The sequence below is a fragment of the Gordonia terrae genome (genome assembly GCF_051789125.1).
In the GTDB taxonomy this organism is placed as follows: Bacteria; Actinomycetota; Actinomycetes; order Mycobacteriales; family Mycobacteriaceae; genus Gordonia; species Gordonia terrae_A.
The window spans coordinates 237,519-256,850 of the sequence record NZ_CP196526.1; the positions used below are offsets into that span (position 1 = coordinate 237,519).

At 67.8% G+C, this 19,332-nt stretch carries 19 protein-coding genes; 12 read left to right on the forward strand and 7 right to left on the reverse strand.

Annotation, left to right across the window (positions count from 1 at the left end; all coding sequences use genetic code 11):
* The first annotated feature begins 60 nt into the window (after positions 1-60).
* The 3 genes from serS to ACSUZC_RS01095 are packed head-to-tail and all read left to right on the forward strand — an operon-like array spanning position 61 to position 3,037.
* A complete protein-coding gene (gene serS / locus ACSUZC_RS01085) occupies positions 61-1,320 on the forward strand; it encodes a serine--tRNA ligase (protein WP_439031103.1) in 1,260 nt (419 codons plus the stop codon).
* A gap of 14 nt (positions 1,321-1,334) precedes the next feature.
* Entirely contained in the window at positions 1,335-2,270 is a 936-nt protein-coding gene (locus ACSUZC_RS01090; RefSeq protein WP_439031104.1) for an EamA/RhaT family transporter, read from the forward strand.
* A gap of 8 nt (positions 2,271-2,278) precedes the next feature.
* Positions 2,279-3,037 carry a DUF6544 family protein gene (locus ACSUZC_RS01095; protein ID WP_439031105.1) on the forward strand — a complete coding sequence of 253 codons (759 nt, stop codon included), beginning with the start codon at positions 2,279-2,281 and terminating at the stop codon, positions 3,035-3,037.
* A 42-nt stretch (positions 3,038-3,079) separates the two neighbouring features.
* Here the strand turns inward: ACSUZC_RS01095 and ACSUZC_RS01100 are convergent, their stop codons facing one another.
* Positions 3,080-3,655: a helix-turn-helix domain-containing protein gene (locus tag ACSUZC_RS01100; RefSeq protein WP_439031106.1), complete on the reverse strand. Its 576-nt coding sequence runs from the start codon at positions 3,653-3,655 to the stop codon at positions 3,080-3,082.
* A gap of 74 nt (positions 3,656-3,729) precedes the next feature.
* Between ACSUZC_RS01100 and ACSUZC_RS01105 the strand changes: the two genes are divergently transcribed.
* On the forward strand, positions 3,730-4,143 hold the full coding sequence (locus tag ACSUZC_RS01105; RefSeq protein WP_439031107.1) for a VOC family protein: 414 nt from the start codon (positions 3,730-3,732) through the stop codon (positions 4,141-4,143).
* Between the two features lie 175 nt (positions 4,144-4,318).
* On the opposite strand, the gene ACSUZC_RS01110 is transcribed toward ACSUZC_RS01105, so the two are convergent.
* Entirely contained in the window at positions 4,319-5,890 is a 1,572-nt protein-coding gene (locus ACSUZC_RS01110; protein ID WP_439031108.1) for a DUF222 domain-containing protein, read from the reverse strand.
* A 257-nt stretch (positions 5,891-6,147) separates the two neighbouring features.
* Here ACSUZC_RS01110 and ACSUZC_RS01115 point away from each other — a divergent pair, with 257 nt between their 5' ends.
* The 4 genes from ACSUZC_RS01115 to ACSUZC_RS01130 all read left to right on the forward strand — a co-directional run bounded on the left by ACSUZC_RS01115 (position 6,148) and on the right by ACSUZC_RS01130 (position 9,360).
* Positions 6,148-6,531 carry a hypothetical protein gene (locus ACSUZC_RS01115; protein WP_439031109.1) on the forward strand — a complete coding sequence of 128 codons (384 nt, stop codon included), beginning with the start codon at positions 6,148-6,150 and terminating at the stop codon, positions 6,529-6,531.
* An 84-nt stretch (positions 6,532-6,615) separates the two neighbouring features.
* Positions 6,616-7,500 carry a hypothetical protein gene (locus tag ACSUZC_RS01120; protein WP_439031110.1) on the forward strand — a complete coding sequence of 295 codons (885 nt, stop codon included), beginning with the start codon at positions 6,616-6,618 and terminating at the stop codon, positions 7,498-7,500.
* A 68-nt stretch (positions 7,501-7,568) separates the two neighbouring features.
* On the forward strand, positions 7,569-8,822 hold the full coding sequence (locus ACSUZC_RS01125) for a lipase family protein (protein WP_439031111.1): 1,254 nt from the start codon (positions 7,569-7,571) through the stop codon (positions 8,820-8,822).
* Between the two features lie 31 nt (positions 8,823-8,853).
* Positions 8,854-9,360, forward strand: coding sequence for a GNAT family N-acetyltransferase (locus ACSUZC_RS01130; protein ID WP_439031112.1), 507 nt, complete (start codon positions 8,854-8,856; stop codon positions 9,358-9,360).
* A 121-nt stretch (positions 9,361-9,481) separates the two neighbouring features.
* Here ACSUZC_RS01130 and ACSUZC_RS01135 read toward each other — a convergent pair whose 3' ends face one another.
* From ACSUZC_RS01135 to ACSUZC_RS01150, 4 genes are all read right to left on the reverse strand, one after another.
* Positions 9,482-9,694, reverse strand: a complete 213-nt coding sequence (locus ACSUZC_RS01135; protein ID WP_439033232.1) for a hypothetical protein — start codon at positions 9,692-9,694, stop codon at positions 9,482-9,484.
* 233 nt (positions 9,695-9,927) lie between these two features.
* Positions 9,928-11,379, reverse strand: coding sequence for a lipase family protein (locus ACSUZC_RS01140; protein ID WP_439031113.1), 1,452 nt, complete (start codon positions 11,377-11,379; stop codon positions 9,928-9,930).
* Between the two features lie 98 nt (positions 11,380-11,477).
* A complete protein-coding gene (locus ACSUZC_RS01145) occupies positions 11,478-12,092 on the reverse strand; it encodes a TetR/AcrR family transcriptional regulator (RefSeq protein WP_439031114.1) in 615 nt (204 codons plus the stop codon).
* 20 nt (positions 12,093-12,112) lie between these two features.
* A complete protein-coding gene (locus ACSUZC_RS01150; protein ID WP_439031115.1) occupies positions 12,113-13,717 on the reverse strand; it encodes a Rieske 2Fe-2S domain-containing protein in 1,605 nt (534 codons plus the stop codon).
* A 263-nt stretch (positions 13,718-13,980) separates the two neighbouring features.
* Here ACSUZC_RS01150 and ACSUZC_RS01155 point away from each other — a divergent pair, with 263 nt between their 5' ends.
* The 4 genes from ACSUZC_RS01155 to ACSUZC_RS01170 all read left to right on the forward strand — a co-directional run bounded on the left by ACSUZC_RS01155 (position 13,981) and on the right by ACSUZC_RS01170 (position 17,168).
* The gene (locus tag ACSUZC_RS01155) at positions 13,981-14,643 is read left to right on the forward strand and encodes a TetR/AcrR family transcriptional regulator (protein ID WP_439031116.1); all 663 of its coding nucleotides are present in this window, start codon (positions 13,981-13,983) and stop codon (positions 14,641-14,643) included.
* A 10-nt stretch (positions 14,644-14,653) separates the two neighbouring features.
* Positions 14,654-15,424: a lysophospholipid acyltransferase family protein gene (locus tag ACSUZC_RS01160; RefSeq protein ID WP_439031117.1), complete on the forward strand. Its 771-nt coding sequence runs from the start codon at positions 14,654-14,656 to the stop codon at positions 15,422-15,424.
* A 71-nt stretch (positions 15,425-15,495) separates the two neighbouring features.
* Positions 15,496-16,332 carry a lysophospholipid acyltransferase family protein gene (locus ACSUZC_RS01165; protein WP_439031118.1) on the forward strand — a complete coding sequence of 279 codons (837 nt, stop codon included), beginning with the start codon at positions 15,496-15,498 and terminating at the stop codon, positions 16,330-16,332.
* Positions 16,329-17,168, forward strand: coding sequence for an HAD family hydrolase (locus tag ACSUZC_RS01170; RefSeq protein ID WP_439031119.1), 840 nt, complete (start codon positions 16,329-16,331; stop codon positions 17,166-17,168). Before ACSUZC_RS01165 ends, ACSUZC_RS01170 begins: the two co-directional genes overlap by 4 nt.
* Before the next feature lie 115 nt (positions 17,169-17,283).
* Here ACSUZC_RS01170 and ACSUZC_RS01175 read toward each other — a convergent pair whose 3' ends face one another.
* On the reverse strand, positions 17,284-18,993 hold the full coding sequence (locus ACSUZC_RS01175; protein ID WP_439031120.1) for an N-acetylmuramoyl-L-alanine amidase: 1,710 nt from the start codon (positions 18,991-18,993) through the stop codon (positions 17,284-17,286).
* Positions 18,994-19,332: the final 339 nt, after the last annotated feature.

A 19,332-nucleotide genomic window follows, 5' to 3' on the forward strand; every position in this document is an offset into this window, starting at 1 on the left:
GGGCTCGGTCGAGGTGGCGTGATCCGGTCGACACGTCGTCCTCAAGTAGGGTTTGAAGGCGTGATCGACCTGAAGATTGTTCGCGACAACCCCGATCTGGTCCGGGCCTCACAGCGCGCCCGCGGCGAGGACCCGGCCCTGGTGGACACCCTGCTCGACGCCGATGCGGCTCGACGGGCCGCCATCGTCGACGCGGACGCGCTGCGATCCGAGCAGAAGGCCCTCGGCAAACAGGTCGGCAAGGCGCAGGGCGACGAGAAGCAGGCGCTGCTGGCCAAGGGCAAAGAACTCGCCGAGCAGGTCAAGGCCGCGGTCGCCCGCCAGTCCGAGGCCGACGAGGCCGCATCCAAGGCACACCGGGCGATCTCGAACATCGTCGCCGACGGTGCACCCGCCGGCGGCGAGGACGACTACGTGGTCCTCGAGCACGTCGGAGAACCCCGCGAGATCGAGAACCCGCGCGATCACCTGGAGATCGGTGAGGCGCTCGGCCTGCTCGACATGGAGCGTGGTGCCAAGGTCTCCGGTTCGCGGTTCTACTTCCTCACCGGCCTCGGCGCCCAACTGCAGCTCGCACTGTTGAACATGGCCGCGGCCAAGGCGACGGCCAACGGTTTCACCCTGATGATCCCGCCGGTGCTGGTGCGCCCGGAGGTCATGGAGGGCACCGGCTTCCTCGGCGCGCATGCCGACGAGGTCTATCACCTCGACAAGGACGACGACCTCTACCTGGTCGGCACCTCGGAGGTGCCCCTGGCCGGCTACCACATGGACGAGATCCTCGACCTGTCCGACGGCCCGAAGCGGTACGCCGGATGGTCGACGTGCTTCCGCCGCGAAGCCGGGAGCTATGGCAAGGACACCCGCGGCATCATCCGCGTGCACCAGTTCGACAAGATCGAGGGCTTCATCTATTGCCGCCCCGAGGATGCCGAGGCGGAGCATCAGCGCCTGCTCGGCTGGGAGAAGGACATGCTCGCCGCGATCGACGTGCCCTACCGGGTGATCGATGTCGCCGGTGGCGACCTCGGATCGTCGGCATCCCGCAAATACGACTGCGAGGCGTGGGTTCCCACGCAGGGCACCTATCGCGAGCTGACCTCGACGTCGAACTGCACCACCTTCCAGGCGCGTCGGCTCTCCATCCGTTACCGCGACGAGAACGGCAAGCCGCAGACCGCCGCGACCCTCAACGGCACCCTCGCGACGACCCGCTGGCTCGTCGCGATCCTGGAGAACCATCAGCAGCCCGACGGCTCGGTCCGGTTGCCCGACGAACTCGCCCGGTTCGTCGGCACCGATGTGCTGACGTCGCGGTGAACTGAGCGCGCGTCGTGACCTCCGGCATCGTCATCGCGGTGATCGGTTCGCTGGCGTTCGCCGCCGCGGCGGTTCTCCAGGCTCTCGGCGCCGAGCAGGTCGCTCAGCGTGCGGCCATCCGTGAGGAGCGACGACGATCGGCGTCCGCGCACCCGTCGCTGCGCTCGACGGCGGCCACGATGCTCACAGCGCCATTCCTCGTCGGATTCGTGTTCGACATCATCGGTTTCGTGGCGACCATCGCTTCGGCGCGGCTGATCCCGCTGTTCCTGTCGCAGACGATCATCTCCGCGCGGCTCGTGGCCACCGCGCTCCTCGCCATGGTGGTCCTGAAGGTGGGACTCACGCTGCGCGACTGGATCTCCGGCGGGGTGGTCGTGCTGTCGCTGGTGCTGCTGGCGGTGTCGGCGGGTCGCGAGGGGGTCGAGCACACCTCGTGGATGCACTGGGCGGTGCTGATCGCGGGTCCCGCGCTCATCCTGCTCGGTGTGGTCGTGATGCGAAGGCTGCGCAAGCACATCGCCGCGGTGACCGGTCTGATCGCCGGCGCGGTGTTCGGGGTGATGGCCGTCGCCTCACGCATCCTCGACGGACTCAATCCGCTCGATCTGTCCGTCCTGTTCACCGATCCCGCCCTGTACGCCTTGCTGCTCAGCGGGATCGGCGGCTTCTACCTGTTCACGGTGGCGTTGCAGACGGGATCGGTCAACGGCGCGGCGGCCGCGCTCGTGGTCGGCCAGACTGTCCTGCCGGGGGCCGTCGGCATCGCGTTCCTCGGCGACGTCACTCGCGCCGGATGGGGTCCGGTCGCGATCGTGGCGTTCGGGGCCGCCGTCCTCGGCGGAGTCGTGCTCGCGTCGTCGGGTGCGGTGACCGCGGTCGAGACGGCCGACGCCACCAACGCTCCAGGCGGTTTCGGGCATCCGCCGCGGGAGGTCGAACGGAGATGAGCGCCGCGATGACGACAGTGCCGCGGGCAGCACGGTCGATCGCGTCCGCGTGGCACGGCCTCGAGGCGACCGGTGGTGACGGCGAGGTCTTCCGCCCGGAGATGTGCGCAACGTTGCCCGACCCCGTCCGGCGATGGCTGACCAGCTCGATCGCGGCGGGCTCGCCTCTCGCCCGGCGAGTGCGGTTGACGATGGGTGGCTCGATCTTCCTGCGTTCCTGGCGGACCTTTCATGCCGATCAGCTGATCGTCGCGGGGCACGGTTTCATCTGGGCGGCGCGCACCCGTGTGGGTGGCCTGTCGGTCCAGGGGTTTGATCGCTTCACCGGGTCCGATGGTGAGATGCGCTGGAAGATGGTGGGTCTGGTCCCGGTCGTGACGGCGACGGGCCCCGACGTCAGCCGGAGCGCCGCCGGCCGGCTGGCTGGCGAGAGCGTGCTGGTGCCCACGTCGCTCCCCGGTGCTTCGTGGAGGGCGGTGGACGCGGCGTCCGCAGAGGTGGTCTGGACACTTCCCGGGGGTTACACCGAATCCGTCACGATCGAGTGCACTGCGGCGGGCGACCTCCGGCGCATTCACATGCAGCGGTGGGGCGATCCGTTCGGCCAGGGATTCGCACGGTATCCGTTCGTCGTCGACCTGTCGGAGCCACGCACGTTCGGCGGGATCACCATTCCCACCCGGTGGGCCGCGCGCTGGGAAGATCCCGTCACCGCAACACGTCTGGAGTTCTTCCGCGCCGAGATCGCCGACGCCGTCTTCGGTTAGCCCCCCAGTTGCACGATGGCCCCAGTCGCATGATGGCCCCAGTCACACGATGGCAGCGAGCAACCGGTCGAGAGCTTGGTGTGTCCGGGCGCGGGCGTCGTCGTCGCCCGGTCGCTGCGCGAGCCACAGCGCGGCCTCGTTCATTGCTCCGGAGAGCTGTGCGGTAAGCGCGTCGACGAGATCGTCATCGACCCCGACGGCGGTGAGCGCATCACGCAGGTGGACAACGGAACTCGCCTCGTCGAGCCTGCGCCACTCCTCCCATCCGATGACCGACGGTCCGTCGATGAGCAGGATTCGTGCCGCCGGTCCATCGGTGATGGCGTCGACGAAGGCGTGTGAGCCGGCCGCCAGTTGGTTCGCCGGGTCGTCACCCGCGGCCTCGGCCGCCGCCACGACGGCGTTGCCCACCTCGATCTGACGCGCCGCGGCGACGGCGGCGAACAGCGCCTTCTTGTTGCGGAAGTGGTGGTACACCGCCCCGCGGGTCACACCGGCGGCTTCGGCGACGTCGTCGAGGGACACCGCGGTGAATCCGCGATCGGCGAACTGTCGTGTCGCCGTGGCGAGGATCGTCCGGGCGGTCTCGGCGGCAGCTTCGGCGGAGGCTCGGGGCACAGGGGTTCCTTTACGTACTCAGCGTATGTATAGTCCGGTGTTATACAAACACACAGTACGTAAAGGAGGCTCTGATGTCAGTGACCAGCGTGTATCCGGTGCTCATGTCCGACAATGTGACGGCGGCGTCGTCGTTCTACCGGGAGGTGCTCGGCTTCGAGGTCACCTTCGCCGCAGACTGGTACGTCAGCATGCGGACAGGCGATTACGAACTCGCCCTTGTGGACGCCGGACACCCGACCGTTCCCGAGGGATTCCGACGACGGTCCCAGGGTGTCCTGATCAACATCGAGGTCGATGACGTCGATGATCTCTACCGACGACTGACGTCCGAGCACGGGCTGCGTCCGGTTCTCGAACTCCGCGACGAGGACTTCGGACAGCGGCACTTCATCGTCGAGGGTCCCGATCAGATGCTGGTCGACTGCATCCAGCCCATCCCGGCGGGTGCAGAGTTCGCCGACGCCTACGTGACGGCCGCGTCGTAGGGCTGCTCCTGAGGTGCGGCAGCGTAAGCGACGAGCCGCGAAGGGTCGGGCGCTGCTGATACGCTCACCAGATCCGTTCCCGATCACCGAAATCCGATGAGCGAGAACGGAATCAGTGAGCGGATGCTGTGGCGGCGAGCCGCGACACCCGCACGCCGAACTGTCTGTTCGACGGTCAGAGTCGTGACAGGAGTTCGACGAGCTGCGCTTCGACAGCCGATAGCGTGGTCAGGGGTGTGCTGATGACCTCGCGCAGGTCCAGGCGTGCGGTATCGCCGGACGGGTCTGGTCCGTGAATGTCGTTGCGCACCTGGGCGAGATGTTTCGCCAGCTGTGCCGGTATGTCGGGGCTGCGGTTGATGTGGATCGGGTTCGGTGGCGCACCGGTGTGGGTGTTGAGTTGCCAGGCGCACCGGCCGGTGTCGGGCCCGGACCGCACGATGTGGGTGGTGTACTGGCCGGGGTTGTCTCCGACCATCCGGTTGTGCCGAGGGCACGCCGGGGTGAGGTGGTCGATGTCGGTGAGACCACCGTCAGCCCAATCGGTTTCGGCGTGATGCATGTCCACCTGGGTGGCGGGTTGATCGCATCCGGGTGCCGAACACACCGCGCCTTCCGGGCGGGCAAACGAGGCAAGACGCTGTCCGCGGGAGGCCAGCCGCCGGCCACGCCCGAAGTACAACGGCACAGTGGTGACCCGGTCGAACACCGCCAGCCAGGGCTGGGCGCCGGCAGCGAGCCGGATGACCTCGGTGATCGGCAGCAGAGTTCCGGTGGCGGTGGTCGCCACCCCGGCGCCACGCTGGAGATCGGCGAGGTCGGCCTTGATGATCAACTGGACCGGCAGGCCACGATGCGACTGCCCGAGGAGTCCGTCGTCGAACACTGCTGCCAACAATGCGTTCAGTGCGTCGTGGTTGATCTGCGCCGGGGAACGGTCATCGCGTGCGACCGCCGCCGCGAGAGCCTCCGCGTCGGCATCCTCGACCGACCCGCAGGGGGATTGGGGATCGGTCGGGTTGTTCATGCCGGGCCGGGCCCACACGGCGAGCATCATCGACAACCGGGCCACCAGTTCCGGGGTGAGGGTGCCGGAGAGTTTGGCGGTGCCGTCGGCGCGCTGCCGGTTGATCCAGAGGTTACGGCGCCGCTTGCGATCGGAGTCGTCGGCGAGTTCACCATCAGGGTCGAGATGGGCCAGCAGCCGGGCACCCAATTGGGTGATCTCGGCGGGGGTGTGGGCGATGGCGATCTCGGTCATCTGCCGCTCGGCCGCGACTGCCACATCGTGGGCCACAGCGTTGGGGATACGGTCGAGGACGTCGATCACCGCGTGCACGTGTGCTGTTCCGACCGCACCGTCGGCGAACGCGGCAGCCAGTCGGGGATGTTCGGGTGCAAGGAGGTCACCGCCGAGGGTGGTGTGGGCGGCGGTGGCATCCAACTGGTGGCGGCGGCGTGCCGGGTTCGACACCCGCAACCGGTGGGTCATGAACTGGATCAGGGTGCGGCAGCCGGTCTTCCGCGGCAGATCACGAGTCTGCGCATCGACGATCTGACGGTCACCGGCGACCGTCAACCGCGCGATCGCCCGCTCGGTGCCGGCCGCCACCTCTACCAACTCGGTATCCGAACATGCGCCCAGATCCACCGTCTGCAGCTCGTCGAGAAGCCCATGCAACTGCGACACCAACTCGGCCGCACGAGAGCACGGCACACCGGTGTCGACGTGTGTCGCGTCGGACATGGAGGTCACCTCCCGGGGCCGAATTCGAATATATGTTCGATGGTACCCGATGATCCGTTGTCTCGCAATGGCTATCGGGGTGGCGCAGGACTCGAGTATCTGTCGGTGGCCTCTGACAACGCCGCACCCGATTCTCCGGCCGCCTCGTCGAGCCGATTCGCGAGAGTCAGTGATCCGCAGCCTTATTCAGTGGACCCATGATCAGGGCGCCACTACTCTCACCGCGTTCCCCCGATATCGACCAGGCAGGTGATGAAGTGGAGTTCTTCCACGTCTCTTCGACGAGCAACCACGCGTCCATCGCGACTCACGGCCTGGATGTGAGCCGAATGGGTGCGGCCCCGGGCATTGCCGGCAGCCGCAGTCCCGAACAGAACGGTTGCTTTCTGGCCTGGAACGAGTGCGAGCGGGATTGGTTCGTACAGATGAACAACACTGGCGGTCCCGTCGACGTGTGGCGCGTACGTGGCGTCGACGCTGGTCGGCTCGTGACCTCGCCCCAGGGTTACAGCTACCTACCGGGCACCATCGCCGTCGAGCAGCTGACCCTCGACGACACGGGCATCGAGCCCGGGACGCGGCCGCTTCTCGGCGGTGGCCGCCCGGGCCGATCGTCGGCAACAGGGAGTACCGCGGACTGAGTCGACGCGCCTGACGTCACATCAGTGCGACGGGCGGTACCGAACCCACCGATCGTCGGCGTCCGAGGCGGCTACTGTTCGATCATGCTGATCGGGATTCTCGCGGCGGTGTTCGCGGCACTGGCGTACGGCACCGCATCCGTGCTGCAGGCGCGGGGCGCGCAAAGTGTGGACACGGGCGCGGCGCCCGATGCGGCACCGTCTTTGCGGTCCACCATCACCGCGATGCTGACAGTGGCTTTCATCGCCGGAATGGCGCTGGACGGTATCGGATTCATCGGCAACATGGTGGCCGCCCGGATGATCCCGCTGTTCCTGGCGCAGCCGATCGTCAGTGCGAATCTGGTGGTGACGGTGGTGCTCGCCACCCTGTTCCTGAACGCGCGACTCTCGCGACGCGACTGGATCGCGATCGGGGTCGTCGTGGCGTCGCTCGTGCTGCTGGGCATCTCCGCGGGCGATGAGGGGCGTGAACACGAATGGTGGCTGCACTGGGCGGTTCTCGGCGCCGGTGCGGTGATCCTCGGCCTCGGCGCCGCGGTGTTGCCGCGGATGCACAACCGGGTCGCCGTCCTGGCCGGCCTGTCCGGCGGTGTGCTGTTCGGCGTCCTCGCCGTCGCGGTTCGAATCCTCGACGGCCTCGACCCCTTCGACCTCGGTGAGATGCTCACCGACCCGGCCCTGTACGCGATCGTGCTGTGCGGCCCGGGCGGTTTCTACATGTTCACCGTGGCGCTGCAGAAGGGCGCTGTGAGTGCGGCGTCGGCGTCGCTGGTCGTCGGCGAGACGGTCGTGCCGGGCGTGATCGGCATCCTGGTGCTCGGCGACACCACCCGGCCGGGGTGGGGTGTGGTCGCCGTGGTCGCGTTCGTCGCGGCCGTGGTCGGGGCGGTGGTGGTCGCGATGTCGCCGGTGGTCGAGGCGGTCGAGCGTGCGGGCGAAGCCCCGGCACCCGATCGCGCGCCGTGACCTCGGGTCCGGGACGAGTCCGTATGAAACTGCCTGCGGGCCTCCCGTGCCGGGCATGATTACCGGTCATGCGTCCCTTCTTCCGCAGCATCGTCACCCTGACCGCGGTCTTCGGGGCCGCGGCCTCGGTATCGGTCCTCGCCCCGTCCGCTCCGGCGGAGCCGATTCCCACTCCGGTGGCCGCTCCCTCGCAGTTGCCATCGGAGGACCCGTTCTACGACGCGCCGGCGGGTTACGAATCGCGTACTCCGGGGAGTGCACTGCGCACGCGCCAGGTCGGATTGGGCTGGCGCGGAACAGATGTGCCGATCGTCGCGACGCAGATTCTGTACCGCACGACCGATCAGTTCGGCGGTCCCGCATCGACCGTCACCACAGTGATCTCTCCACCCGGTGCGCGCAACGGAACACCTCGACGCGTCATCTCCTATCACTCCTTCTACGACGCGCTGGGCTCGCAGTGCGACCCGTCGTACACGCTGCGCGGCGGTAACGCCAAGGAGGCGCCGATCGACATCACCCTGATCTCCGGGTTGCTCGCAGCCGGCTACACCGTCGCGGCGCCCGACTACGAGGGCACAGGTCTGCGCTGGACGATGGCGCGCGAATCCGGTTACTCGGCACTCGACGGAGTCCGGGCCGCGCTCGGTCACCTGCGCGCTCCCGCGCGAACCCAGGTCGGACTGTTCGGCTACTCCGGTGGTTCGGTCCCCACCGGCTTCGGAGCCGAGCTCGCTCCCCGGTATGCGCCCGAGTTGAACATCGTGGGCGCCGCGGCCGGAGGCGTGCTGGTGAACCCGGCGAACAACCTCGGATACGTGAACGGCAGCGAGAACTGGGCGGGTGTGATCCCGGCGCTCATGGCCGTCTACGCCGAGACCTATCGCATCGATCTGCAGTCCTACCTCTCGCCGAAGGGTGCACGGGTACTCCGCCAGGTCGCCGGCGAATGCATCGAAGCGTTCGCCGACAAGTATCCCGGCCTCACCGATCGTCAGCTCCTCGTCCCTTCGGTGAGCGGACTACTCGCCGTTCCCGGTGTGCGGCAGGCGATCTCCCAGAACGTGATGGGAACGCTGGGAACGCCGCGAACCCCGATGATGCTGGGGGTCGGGAACTCCGACGGCACCGGCGACGGTGTGATGCTCACCGCCGACGTCGCCCGGCTCGCCGGGTCGTACTGCGCCCGAGGTGTGCCCACCACCTTCTCCGAGTACCGCGGATCGAACCACACGCGCGCCTTCATCCCATGGAGCGCAGAGGCTCTGGGCTTCCTCGACCGTCGATTCGACGGACAACCGGCACAGGGATGCGGCCGGTGATCACCGGCCGGGCGGGCGTGCGAGTCGTGCCGTGAACTCATGGGTGACCCGGGCCGAGCGCGGCGGGGATGCGGCCGTCATCCGCGAGTTGCTGATCGCGGCCTTCCCGACCGCCGAGGAGGCCCGCATCGTCGACGCACTGCGCGCCGATCCGGACGCGTGGATCGATGGACTGTCGATCGTCACCGAGTCCGATGGGCACATCGTGGGTTACGCCTTGTACACCCGTTGTCGCGTCGATGAAGAGCCCGCTCTGACGCTCGGCCCCTGCGCGGTGTGGCCCTCACGCCAACGTACGGGTGCGGGGTCGGCGGCGATCCGGGCCGGGCTCGAGGCCGCGCGCCGACTCGGCGAGAACCTGGTCCTGGTGCTCGGCCACGCCGAGTACTACCCGCGGTTCGGTTTCGAACGGGCTTCGCGGTTCGGAATCCGCGCCCCGTTCGATGTTCCGGACGAGGCGATGATGGCGCTCGCGCTCGACGACGCCCGACCGGTCCCGAGCGGGACGATCGTCTACCCCGCGGCGTTCGGGGTCTGACGTCTCACCTCCCCAGACACCCAGTTCCCAACACCCGGTCCCGAGACCCCCTGGCCGGAGACACGTCCGCGCCCCGGGAGATGTACTCCCGGGGCGCGGAGGCGTGTGCTCGGCTGCGGTGTCAGTCGGCGTCGGCCGACGGACTGGCGTTGGTGCCGCCATCGGACACCTCGAAGTTCTTCCACTCGCCGTCGTCGTGCACCTGCATGACGGTGCCCAGACTGTCATCCGGGGCGGCGACGGTCTTGAACCAGTCATAGGCGCCGGTCGCGTCGTCGAACTCTTTCTCCTCGACGACGTTCTCATTGGCGTCCACTACTCGGTACTGGGCCATGATGTTCTCCTCACGGTCGATGTGTGCGGCGTCCGGCCGTCGTGCTCCGGCCGAAAGTCCTGGTGACATCGTATGAATCGGATTGCCACCGTCGGCCCGATGCGCGCCCATCGACGTCGGATCGTGTCTGCGCGCAACGGGTCGGTAACGATCGTCTCGGGCCGGTTTCTCCGCCGAACGGTGACTACCCAGTGGTGCGGCAGACAAACATCCACCGCTCACACACGTGGCGATCAGGGCGTCCGCGGCGGATTACCCAACTGCTGATTGATCGCCAGGGCGAGGTTGTTGCCGACGAGATTGACAAATGCACGCCACGTCGCAGGGTCGAGCGCCATCGATCCCTGGTCGCGCGTGGCGCAGCCGGTCTGTACGGGCTTGCCGTCGAGGCGGTCCCGCAGCCACACGATGGCCGGGGCGAAACCCTCGACGGCAAGGGTGACGTGCTCACTGAAGTGGTCGCGTACGTATCGCACACTCGCACCGTCAGCGCAGTAGGTGCGGACCAAATCGTTGACCGGGCCTACCGGGGCGATCCAGTCGGGATTCGACTGATAGATGAACATCGGGAACGCCGGCGTGGAACCGCTTCCGGAATCCGCACCCATCTTCAGCTGCCCCAACACCTTTCGCGGTACCGGGTAGTCCAGCGGATCGCCCGGCAGATTCACCAGGCCCTTGATGTTCACGAAGGGGGCGAGCGCTGCCTGATAGGTGAGGCACAGGGGATTCTTGCTCGCCAGCAGAGCCTTGCCGAGCGGGTTCATGTGTCGCTGCAGGAAGCGGTCGAGCTCCGGATACTCCCGGCTGACCCCGATGATGCCGGCCATGATCAGACCCGACGCCGCGTTCCGGTCGGCGAGATCTACGAGTGCCCGGATGTCGGCGGGCACACCGCCTTCGGCCGCGCCGACGATCGGGAGTTCGGGTGCGTAGCGCGAGTGCAGTTCGGCCGCCCACCCGGTGGCGATCGCCCCGCCGGAGTAACCCATCAGCCCCACGCGCAGGTCGTCCTTGAGTCCCAGGGGTGCGAAGTTCCGCGCGCCCCGGATGCCGTCCAGGGTGATATGACCCGCGAGAGGACCTGCGGCGAAGGCTGATTCGGGACCCTGATGGTCGGGGATGACAACCGACCAGCCGGCGCCGACCAGGGAGGTGATCTGCAGGACCTCGAAGCTGGAGTCCACCGAACCGGTCAACTGTCCCGGGATGGATCCCTGCTGCAGTGCGTACGACGGCGCACAGTACATCGCGGTGGAGTCCTCCGCGGACTGCCAGGACACGAGCTTCGACGGACCCGGCTTCGACGGCCCCTTCGGCTTGAGAACCGTTGCCACCGCGGGAATCGGTTCGCCCCTCGTGTTCGTCGACCGATACGAGATCTGCCAGGCGTCGACGATGACCGGGATCACCGACAGGGCCGCGACATGGACACGGCGCGCGGCGATGAGCTCACCGGGCTTCTTGGCCGCGACCACCGACGGGGGTGGCAGGTAGAAGTCCGTGTCGAACTCCGGGATCGCGGGTGGCACCGGGAACGGCAGTACCGGCGCCACCGGTACCGACGCCGGGGCGGCATCGGCCGCTGCTGCGCCGAGTGGTCCGCCGGCGATCAGCGCAAGCAACCCGACACCGATCGTCAAGCGCACGAACATCCGAGATCCGTGACGTTTCCATCCCCGCATGGCGTCCCTTCCGAAAAGTGAGACGTAGGTGTCTCACACTTCGGGAGAACATACACCGGGTGTGTCCGAGGACACAACGACCGTTGTGTCGGGAAGGCTCAGAGCGTGATGAAGGCGAGCAGGATGTCGGCGAGTACCGCGACGACGTCGTCGAGGGTGTCGGGATCAGGAGATTCGCTCCACCTGTGGACCAGGCCGGTGAGCGCGCCGACGAACGCGATGGCCAGGTGGCGTTGCCTCTCGGTCGCCGGACGGTCGGCGAAGTCGGCCATCGCGGCGACGAAGAAGTCCGCCCACTCCTCGCGGCCGTCCAGTCGGTGACGTTCCACGCGTGAGCTGACGCCGACGATCTGCACGAAGGAAACCGCGGCGCGTCGCGGGTCGGAGCCCACCGAGTCCATGTACGCGCGCATCGCGGCGGTCGACAGATCTCGCAGATCGCGAGAGGGGCAGCCGGCCAACGCTTCCGAGACGGCAAGCCGAGCAGCGCCCTGTACTGAGTCGTACAGCGTGACGAGGAGTTCTTCGCGGTCGGTGAACTCGGCATAGAACTGCCGACGCGACAGTCCGGCAACCCGGCAGATCGAGGTCACCGATGACTTCGCATAACCGGTTTCGGTGAACTCGATGAGTGCGGCGTCGAGAAAGCGTTGCCGGCGTTCGGCGGCTCGATCGCTCACCGAACGGCCGCCGTATGTGCGTTCGGAGGTCACCGGGTCCACGATCCGATCGATTATGAGTCGAGCTTGCTCGCGCGCAGCTCGTGCCCCTTCGACGTCAGGCATCGTCCCGACGACAGATCCCATTGCCAGCCATGGAGATTGCAGGTCAGCTTCTCGCCCTCGATCACCCCGAACTTGCCGAGGTCTGCCTTGAGGTGCGGGCAGCGACGCTGGATCTCCCAGCCGTCCTTGGTGATCGACGCCGAGTCGTCGTGCGCCTCGGCGAACCAACCGTCCGCATAGGCGATCCGCTCGTCGGTGAGGCATTTGAAGAACGTGTAGAGGAACTCGTTGTATCCGCCGATACGCCATGTGGTGAACCGCGTCGACAGGAAGATCGTGTTCACCCAGTCGGGCTCGTCGTCACGCAGGACTGTCCGCACGAGTTCGGTGGCGATGCGGAATCCGTAGCGGTACTTGCCCTCGCCCTCCTTCGGCTCACGCACGATGCGGTTCGGGAAGTCGATTACGACGGTCTCGGTGGCGTCGTTGGCCGGCCCGCCACCCGGCGTCATGACCAACCCGACGGGGTAGCCGATGCCGTCACAGATCAGGTCCGACTGGCGCATGATCGGTTCGAAGAGGTCCCGCAGCGCCGGGAGCAGCGGTTCGCCCTCGGCAGGCGCCCACGACTCCTTCTCGGCGGCGATGACCGGCGCGAACTTCTCTTTCATGCGCTCGAGGTAGGCGCGCTTGTTCTCGCCGAACACGTCGGCGGGGGCATAGGGGTGGGTGACCTCGTTGAGGGTCGGTCCGGTGAAGTCCGCGACCGAGCCCGACACCATCATCAGACCGCGGTGCTTCTCGCCGTCGTCGGTGCCGTGGATGCGCATCTGCTCCAGGAACGTCTCCTGGTCGGGGAAAATCGATGTGGTGTCGGCGTTGTCACCCGAACCGAAGTCGTTCAGATAGAACAGATCCTCGTCGAGGAACATCGGCGGGCCGGCCGACGGGACCACCCACGTCGCGCCGACCTGTTCGATATACGAACGCGCGCGGTCCATTCCGCGCTGACGTTTCTGGGAGGCGAAGTTGGCCTTCGACTTCCGCGGAATGTCGTAGACCATCGGGTACCAGATGGCGCCCGAGTACTGCAGCAGATGGACATCGACGTGCCCGAACGCGTCGTCGACCACGTCGAGGTCGATGGGTCGGGCGTCGTTCATGTTGAAGCAGACGGTCTCGCCGTCGGAGACGACCAGGCCGCTGTCGCCGATCGGGCCGTCGGCAGGCGCGCGCAGCGCGATGATCATGACGTCGAGCGAACCCTTGTCGCCCGTGACGGTCGTCTTCACCGAGTCGGTGGTCTCGACGAACTTGGTGAAGCCGAGCTTCTCCAGTTCGCGGCGCAGATCCGGCACCGGGTAGTCGGGGAGAAGAACGGTGGCGTCCTTGTTCACGTTCTCCCGCAGGTTGCGCTCGTCGAAGTGATCGCGGTGCAGGTGGGAGACGTACAGGTAGTCGCAGTCCCCGAGGGACTTCCAGTCGAGTTCGGAGTTGTCGGGGAAGGGCACCCAGGAGGCGAAGTACGTCGGGTTGACCCAGGGGTCGCAGAGGATCGATCCGGCGGTGGTCTGGATGTGGAAACCGGCATGACCGATGCTGGTGATCTGCACGAAGGGGGCCTTTCATGTGTGCGCGGGGCTGCGCGGCAGTGCACTACAGGCCTCCAGGGTATCGACACGCACTCGAGCCCCGCGTGGGCCATGAGTCCCCACCAGGTGTCGCGGTGATCGTTCTCACGACCTCGCACGGAGGTGAGCGGGCCCTGGGGATGCGACCTGTGACGCGCCGCGCCGCGCCTGCCTGCATCGCCCGGGAACCTGCTCGTCGCGCCGGCAATCGGTCCGCGGAGGTCGGAGGATGCGACGATGAACCGATGACTTCAGGCAGGCTCTGGCGTGGACAGACGCTCGCCGATCGGTCCGATGAACGGCGCGAACAGATGCTGTCGGTCGCCGAGGGACTGCTCGGCACGGGTGGCGCCGCGGCGGTGACGATGCGGGCGGTGGTCCGCGAGGCCAATCTCAGCCCGCGCTACTTCTACGAGAGTTTCGACTCGCGGGAGCAGCTGGTCACAGCGGTGTACGACCGGGTGACCCACCAACTGCTCGCGCACGTGACCGGCGAGGCTCGCGCCGAGGACGGCCGCGACCGGGTGCGGTCGCTGCTCGAGGCGTGCCGGGACTTCTTCGAGGCCGACCCCGGGCGTGCGCGGATCCTGTTGCGCGAACCGCTGGCCGACGATGTTCTGCGCGCACACCGGGCGGCGACCGTCCCGGGCTTCGTCGAAGCCGTGCTGGCGCTGGTCGCCGACCATCGGTCGATGCCTCCGGCGCGACTCGCGGTCGTCTCCTCGGCACTGGCCGGGGCCCTGGTCGTGCTCTACCTCGACTACGTCGACGGTCGGTTGGACATAACGCCCGCGCAACTGGCCGACGCCGCCGTCGACCTCGTGTTCGCGATCGTCGAGACCGGCGGGGGAGACACCGTGGGGGTGGGCGCGACCGATGACGACAAGGGCCCGACGGGGGATCGCTAAGCTCTCTGCCATGGAACCCGTCTACGACGCCGTGATCACCACCGCCCGCCTGCTGTGGCTGGCCGAGGGACTGAAGTTCAAGGTCTCGGGTGTGGAGCATGTGCCGGCCGAGGGGCCGGGGGTCGTCGCCATCAACCACACCGGGTACCTCGACTTCACCTATGCGGGCATCCCCGCGTTCCTGCAGGGCAGGCGCAAGGTTCGGTTCATGGCGAAGAAAGAGGTCTTCGACAACAAGGTGTCGGGTCCGATCATGAGGTCGCTCAAGCACATTCCCGTCGACCGCGGACAGGGTGCGGAGAGCTACCGGGCTGCGGTCGACTACCTCAAGCGCGGCGAACTCGTCGGCGTCTATCCCGAGGCGACCATCAGCCGCAGCTTCGAGCTGAAGACCTTCAAGTCCGGAGCGGCGCGCATGGCCCTCGAGTCCGGGGCGCCGATCGTCCCCACCGTGATCTGGGGCGCGCAACGTGTGTGGACCAAGGGCCACCCCAAGCGACTCGGCCGCACCGGGTTCCCGATCTCCATCGGGGTGTGCGAGCCGATCGCACCCACCGGCGACGCCGATGCGCTGACGGCGAGGCTGCACGAGGTCATGAGCGCCAAGCTGCTCGAACTGCAGGACGGTTACGGCGAGCACCCGAAGGGCGAGTTCTGGGTTCCCGCCCGTCTGGGTGGTTCGGCGCCGACGCTCGAGGAGGCGAACCGCATGGACGCCGAAGAGCAGGCCGAACGCGCTGCCAAACGTGAACGTCGCAAGGACGACCCCGGCGTGATCTGACCGTCGGTCGCTCGACCGGCGTCGGTCGTCGGGCGGATCGGCCCGTCGTGCCTCGCCGGTAATCTTGATCCATGAACCGCAGGGGGCACGCAGACCGGGAGCCGGTGTATCGCGCCCTGGAGATCATCGCGAACGGCCTTGCCCGCGCTCAGGCCCTCGACCTGCACTTCACCGGCATCGACAACGTCCCGGACTCCGGTGGCGCGGTCGTGTGCGTGAACCACACCGGATATCTCGACTTCCTGCCCCTCGCGCTCGGCGTCCAGCGTGCCGGACGCAGGACGCGGTTCCTGATCAAGTCCGAGGTCATGGACGTCGCGATCATGCGCTTCCTCGTCAACCACACGAAGACCGTGCCGGTCGACCGTTCTCGTGGGGCCGAGGCGTATCAGGCGGCGGTCGGTCGTCTGCGTGACGGTCACATCGTCGCCGTCTATCCGGAGGCGACGATCAGTCGAAGCTTCGAACTCAAGGACTTCAAGAGCGGCGCGGTCCGGATGGCCACCGAGGCAGGCGTCCCGATCGTGCCGGCCATCGTGTGGGGAGCACATCGGCAGTGGACCAAGGGCGGTCGGCGGAACATCGGCCGCAGCAGACTCCCGGTTCACGTCCGGTTCGGCATGCCGTTCACCCCCGGTCCCGATCAGACACCCGAGCGTGAGACGCTGAGGCTCCGAGACACCATGGCCACCATGCTCCTCGAGGTGCAGGACGCCTACGGTGCGCATCCGCCCGGAGAGTTCTGGGTCCCGTCGCGACTGGGCGGCTCGGCTCCGACACCCCAGGAGGCCGCGGTGATCGAGGCCGACGAAGCACTTCGCAAAGCCGAGGCGCGGGCACAGCGGGCCGCCGCGAAGTCCAGGGGAGCTGCCGAGAAGGCTCGGTCGAGAGGAAGCAGACGCACATGACATTCGGTCCACCCACACTCATCGCCAGCGACGTGGACGGAACCCTCATCGACGACGAGAACCGCGTCTCCGCCCGGACGTTGTCGGTGCTGGCCGCGGCGCGCGCCGCCGGTGTGGAGTTCGTGCTGGCGACCGGGCGCCCGCCGCGCTGGATCGCCGAGATCACCGATCAGTTCGCCGACACCGACGCCTTCGTCCGATATGCGGTGTGCGCCAACGGCGCCATCCTGTACGACGCCGAGCAGGACAATGTGCTGTGGTCGGCGAACCTCGAGCCCGACGTCCTGCTGAAGCTGGGTGAGATCGCGTACCAACAGATCCCGGGGTGTGGCATCGCCGCGGAGCGGGCGGGGCAGTCGGCGAACGACGCCGCCACGGCGCCCTTCGTGGCGAGCGCGGGGTACGAGCACGCGTGGCTGAACCCCGACCACGTCGAGGTCGGCGATGATGAGGTCTTCGGTCATCCGGCGGTGAAGCTGCTCGTGCGCAAGCCCGGTATGGCCAGCGGCGAGATGGCCGAGCGCCTGACACCGATGGTGGGCGACCTCGCCCAGGTCACGTTCTCCACCGACAACGGGCTCATCGAGTTGTCGGTGCCCGGCACCCACAAGGCCTCCGGGCTCGCGCGCCTCGCCGAACTCGCCGGGCTCCCGGCCGACGCCGTGATCACCTTCGGTGACATGCCCAACGACGTCGAGATGCTGACGTGGGCTGGTCACGGCGTTGCCATGGGGCACGGACACCCGGCGGCCATCGACGCCGCCGACGAGGTGACGGTCGGGAACAACGACGACGGTGTCGCCCGGGTCCTCGAACGCTGGTTCCCCGGCAGCTGATCCCCGGCCCACCTGCGCAGCGCCCGGACAGATCGCCACCCCCGTGGGGATTCGCCGGTTCTCGCCGGCGATCGTTCACGGAGGTGGCGGTCGCGGTGTCTCAGGCCGCGGTGTCTCAGGCCGCGGGCGGCACGGGCGCTGGTGCACCCGGTTCGCCAGGCGGCGCGGGGGCCGGAGCCGGTGCCCCGGGCTCGCCCGGCGGTGGTGCCGGTGTGGCGGGGTCAGCCGGGGGAGCCGGCTCGGGCGCGGGGGCCGCGCCCCCGGCGAGTGCCCGGATCTGGGTGAGGGCGGCATAGCCGAACACCCCAGGACAGCTGGTGCTGTTGTAGTCGCGGTGCCCGGCGATCATCGGCAGATTCGACTGCGTACCGGCCGCGAACTTGCTGCCGGCGAACCCTTCCGAGGTCAGCGTCGCGGTGCCGGCCGGGTTGAGTCCGGCCTTGCCGAGGCGCCAGCGAAGGAATCGGCCGGTCGCCGACACCATGGCCGCGGTCGGCGGAACCTCTTCGAGGTTGCCGATCATCGACACGCCCACCGTGTCCTTGTTGAAGCCACCCGTGTGGGTGCCCTCGACGTTGCGGTCGAGTCCGCCGAACGCGCCTTCGAAGATCTGCCCGTACTTGTCGATGAGCACGTTGTATCCGATGTCGCACCAGTTCAGGCTGCGCGCGTGATAGGCGTAGATGCCGCGGACGATCTCGACCGACTGCTGCGGGGTGTAGTCGTTGCTCCCGGCGGTGTGGTGCACGATCGCACCCCGCATCTGCGGTGAGTACACCGGCTGCGAGCACCGGATCGATTCATCGGCGCCCCATTGCTGGCGCGCCACCACCTGCGGGCCGCCGGTCAGCGGGGTGAGCAGGGATGAACCCAGCGAGAGCAGGCTCTCCGGACTGATGAGCGTGGCCTTGAGGGCGTTGAACGCCGTGGTCGCGAGGGTGGTGACCACCTTGCTCGCGGTGCCGACGGCGAGTTGGGCGAGATCACCGCCCTGGGTCTGGGCCGCGGGGATCGCCAGCCCGTCCTTGCTGGCGGCCACCTGCACCTCGCGTGCGTCACCCACCCACACCGGCTCGGTGCCGACGGGGTTCTCGGCATCGACCTTCGCGCCGCGGGAGATCTGCTCGAGTGCGGTCCACGGGCCCCACTTGCCGTCCGGGTTCTTCGCTCGCAGTGTCAGGTCGACGTCGGCGGGCCGGTCCCAGGTGAACGCAACCATCTTGATCGGGGCGTCGCGCACGATGTGCGTGACCGCGGCCCCGACCTCGCGCCCGTCGGCCATGGTGGGGATCGCGGGCGTCGAGGGTGTGTTCGTCGAGGCGCCGGGAGCGGGGCGGCGGGGAGACGGGGTGCGCGTCGGGGTGTCGGACGTCGGTGACGACTCCGGTCCAGAGGTGTCCGTTGCAGAGGAGTCCGGTGCGGTCGACTCGGTGGTCGACGACTCCGATGCCGACGACTCCGACCCCGACGTCTCGGGAGCAGTCGATGTCGGCGAGGCGGAGGTGGTGCGCGTCGCGGAATCGCCGGTACCACCGGGGACGAGACCCCGGGGGAGCGGGACGGTCAGATCGGGGAGTGGGAACGCATTCGGATCGATCGGCGGAAGGGAGACGCCGGCAGCCGCCAGTCCAGACGTCGCGACGTCGACGATGGCGGCGGGCAGCTCCCGCAACGGCACCTGCTCGATCTCGGTGTCGGCGACCTTCTGCTTGTTGTCCACGAGCTGGGGGTCGTTCGCGCTCGCGACGACCACGAACGGCGTGGCGACGACCGCGGCGGCGATGGCCGCGAGCGCGATCGAGTGTTTCGGTCTGGGGTAACGCACGGGGTCTCCTTGCAGGTTGGTCGGACCGCGACCGGGTGGGTCCGGGGCGTGGTCGAGATCCGGTCAGCCGTGGAAATCGATCGTGGAGATCGACGCAGCCCGAGCCGCCGAAGCGGCATCGAGCGTGTTTCGGTACGGCGGTCATCGTCACCGCACGGCGATCGCAGGTCGAGTGGCACACGCCGCAGTCAGGTAACTCGTGATGCTCTTGTTATCGAAGGGGCAAAAGTGATTGATGTGACTCACGCCCTGTGGAACGAGAGGTCACGATCGGTGGGGCAACTCGTGACTCGGTTGTGATCCCCTCGGGTTGTTGATCGGTCTGTGGTTTCACTAGGG

Excerpts from the sequence above, each read along its gene's own strand:
- ACSUZC_RS01165 (WP_439031118.1), top strand. The coding sequence starts at position 15,496 with ATGAACCGCAGGGGGCACGCAGACCGGGAGCCGGTGTATCGCGCCCTG.
- ACSUZC_RS01105 (WP_439031107.1), top strand. The coding sequence starts at position 3,730 with ATGTCAGTGACCAGCGTGTATCCGGTGCTCATGTCCGACAATGTGACG.
- ACSUZC_RS01140 (WP_439031113.1), bottom strand. The coding sequence starts at position 11,379 with ATGCGGGGATGGAAACGTCACGGATCTCGGATGTTCGTGCGCTTGACG.
- ACSUZC_RS01155 (WP_439031116.1), top strand. The coding sequence starts at position 13,981 with ATGACTTCAGGCAGGCTCTGGCGTGGACAGACGCTCGCCGATCGGTCC.
- ACSUZC_RS01170 (WP_439031119.1), top strand. The coding sequence starts at position 16,329 with ATGACATTCGGTCCACCCACACTCATCGCCAGCGACGTGGACGGAACC.
- ACSUZC_RS01120 (WP_439031110.1), top strand. The coding sequence starts at position 6,616 with ATGCTGATCGGGATTCTCGCGGCGGTGTTCGCGGCACTGGCGTACGGC.
- ACSUZC_RS01095 (WP_439031105.1), top strand. The coding sequence starts at position 2,279 with ATGACGACAGTGCCGCGGGCAGCACGGTCGATCGCGTCCGCGTGGCAC.
- ACSUZC_RS01110 (WP_439031108.1), bottom strand. The coding sequence starts at position 5,890 with ATGTCCGACGCGACACACGTCGACACCGGTGTGCCGTGCTCTCGTGCG.
- ACSUZC_RS01125 (WP_439031111.1), top strand. The coding sequence starts at position 7,569 with ATGCGTCCCTTCTTCCGCAGCATCGTCACCCTGACCGCGGTCTTCGGG.
- ACSUZC_RS01160 (WP_439031117.1), top strand. The coding sequence starts at position 14,654 with ATGGAACCCGTCTACGACGCCGTGATCACCACCGCCCGCCTGCTGTGG.
- ACSUZC_RS01135 (WP_439033232.1), bottom strand. The coding sequence starts at position 9,694 with ATGGCCCAGTACCGAGTAGTGGACGCCAATGAGAACGTCGTCGAGGAG.